This window comes from Candidatus Zixiibacteriota bacterium, from assembly GCA_020853795.1.
In the GTDB taxonomy this organism is placed as follows: Bacteria; Zixibacteria; MSB-5A5; order CAIYYT01; family CAIYYT01; genus JADJGC01.
Window position 1 is genome coordinate 1 of sequence record JADYYF010000025.1, and the last position, 2,639, is coordinate 2,639.

A 2,639-nucleotide genomic window follows, 5' to 3' on the forward strand; every position below is an offset into this window, starting at 1 on the left:
CCCTCTGGTTGCTTGCTGCCGCTGTCGTGGTTGTCGCGCTCATTCCCGGCCTCCTCAACCGCATCGCTGCTTCCGGTATTAGTTGGATCTTTGTCGGCGGCTTGGTCTGGGCCGGCTCGCTGCTGCTCCCGTCGCAAAACCACCTCATGGGCGACGGTCTTACGCATCTCGGCGCCACCGAACGCGTCTTCTCGGCCACCGAACCGCTCGACATCTTGCTTCACCACGTTACCTACACGCTGGTTGGTTCCACCGAACTCAGCTACCGGATCATCGCCGCCATCGCCTGCTTGGCCCTCCTGGTCGCCCTCTACCTGATCACCCGGCTTTTCGCCACCGCGCTGGAACGCGCACTTGTCGGCCTCTCGTTCCTCGCCACGGCGACGCTGCAATTCTATTTCGGCTATGTCGAGAGCTATACGCTGCTTCACGTCTTCACACTGTATTTCATCTATTTCGCCTGGCGCGATCTGGCACGCGAATCGATCTCGTACCTGCCGCTGCTTTTCTTCCTCCTGGCACTGGTCTCGCACTTCAGCGGCATCATGCTTCTGCCGGCAGTGATTAATCTCTACCGCCGCCGCCTCGGCGCCAACGTCTGGCTCATCGCCGCAATCGTCGCCTTCGCCGGACTGATCGTCGCCGTCAGCGCCAATATTACCAAGGTCATCCTGCCGCTCTGGCCCAACGACTACTCCGCTTATTCACTCTTCTCCACCGCCCATCTGCTTGACCTGCTCAACGTGCTCCTGCTTGCGACGCCGGCGTTCTTCCTCGTCTTCTGGCCCGGCCGGCTCGATCGCCGCCAGCACTTCACCCTGATCGCTCTCGGCGGCGCACTGCTCTTTACGATCTTGGTCGATCCGAAGATCGGCGCCTTCCGTGACTGGGACCTCTTGTCAATCTTCGCCGTTCCACTGGTCGCCCTGATCGCCCTGCGCGCACCGCGCCGGTCCTGGAGCGTCGCCATTCTGGCCGCCGCCATCTGCCTGCGCATCATTCCCTGGCTCCTCTTCAACAGTCAACTGCAGATTGAGGCCGTCAAGTCCCATGTCCTCGTCGACCTGCACTACAGCGAACATTATGATCAGGGTCAGCGCCTCGAAAGTTGGGGGCTGCTGCTCGAACGGCTCGGCGATCAGAAGGGCGCCGCCCAGGCTTGGCAGCGTCGTCTCGAAATCCTGCCCAACGACATCAGCACGATCTCCATGCTCGCGCCCCTGCAGTTCATCATGAAGGACTACCCGGCCGCCTACCGCAACTATGTCACCCTCATGGCTAACCGGCCGGAAAACGGCGAATACCTTTACAAAGCTGCCTACTCCGCCTTCCTCGCCAACCGGCCCGCCGATGCCATGGCACGGCTCAATCAGGTGCCGCCCGAACAGCGCGGCGATCCGAAATTAGTGACCCTCTACGCCGGACTGGCTGCCCGGCAGGGTAATCACCAAATGGCCGTCGATCTCATTCGCCGGACTCCCTTGACCGTCTCCGATCCCACCTTGCCGTACCTGCTCGCTGTCAGCGCCCTCCGGGTCGGCGACTCCGCCTACGCCCGCGAAATCCTGAATGCCGCCCTCAGCATCGACTCTACCTTCGCCGCTGCCCGCGACCTGCGCGATTCTCTCTGAGGTAACGCCCTCATTGACCTGCCGTCCCCCTTGACGCCGCCCCGGACGCTCGTATCTTTACTGCGATGCCGGCCAATCTGACTCCGCCCTATAAAGAAGCCGAGCGCCGCTATCGCGCAGCGTCCGACGATCAGGAACGCCTCGCCTGTTTGCAGGAGATGCTCAAGCTCATCCCCAAGCATAAAGGCACCGAGAAACTCCAGGCCGAGATCAAGGCGAAGATTGCCAAGGTCAAGAAATCCTCGGAAGGGAAGGGTGGTGGCGGAAAGCACAAGGGCCTTGACAACATCCCCCGCGAGGGCGCCGCGCAAATCCCGCTGGTCGGTCCACCCAATTCCGGCAAATCGCAATTCCTCGCCGCCGTCTCGCACGCCCATCCCGAAATCGCCGATTACCCCTTTACCACCCGCGCTCCGGTGGCGGGCATGATGGTCTGGGAGAACGTGAAATTCCAACTGATCGACCTGCCCCCGATTGCCGCTGAATGCTACGACGGCTGGATCACTTCGATTCTCTTCCGGGCTGATGCCGTCTTTCTCTTCGCCGACCTCTCCTCCGACGACCTGATCGACGATCTCAACCGGTCGCTGGCTTTGCTCAAAGAACATCGTATCTCGTTGATTGCGCCGGACCATGAGATCGACGAAGAGGAATACTCGCTCGACGCGGTCGCCAAGAGGACCTTCCTCCTTGCCGCCAAGAGCGACCTCGACGAGGACGACATCCGCCTCGGCTTCCTTCAACAAGAGTTCGGCGCACGTTTTCCGATTTTTCCGATCGACTCGACTACTCGTCGTGGCATCGACCAATTGGAGGCCGCCCTCTTTCGCTCGCTCAATCTCATGCGCGTCTACACAAAGACCCCCGGACACGAGGCCGATCGCTCCGATCCGGTCGTGCTCACCGCCCCGGCCACGGTGGAAGATGCCGCCTACAAGATCCACAAAGATTTCGCCGAGAAATTGCAGTTCGCCAAGGTCTGGGGGGCAGGGAAGTTCGATGGCCAGC

Annotated in this window: 2 protein-coding genes; both read left to right on the forward strand. The window is 61.2% G+C overall.

Features of this window, described 5'->3' with window-relative positions:
* A partial coding sequence (locus IT585_01565) for a hypothetical protein (GenBank protein MCC6961919.1) occupies positions 1–1,631 on the forward strand: 1,631 nt, incomplete at its 5' end.
* Between the two features lie 65 nt (positions 1,632–1,696).
* The coding region (locus tag IT585_01570; GenBank protein MCC6961920.1) for a 50S ribosome-binding GTPase at positions 1,697–2,639 on the forward strand (943 nt) is incomplete at its 3' end.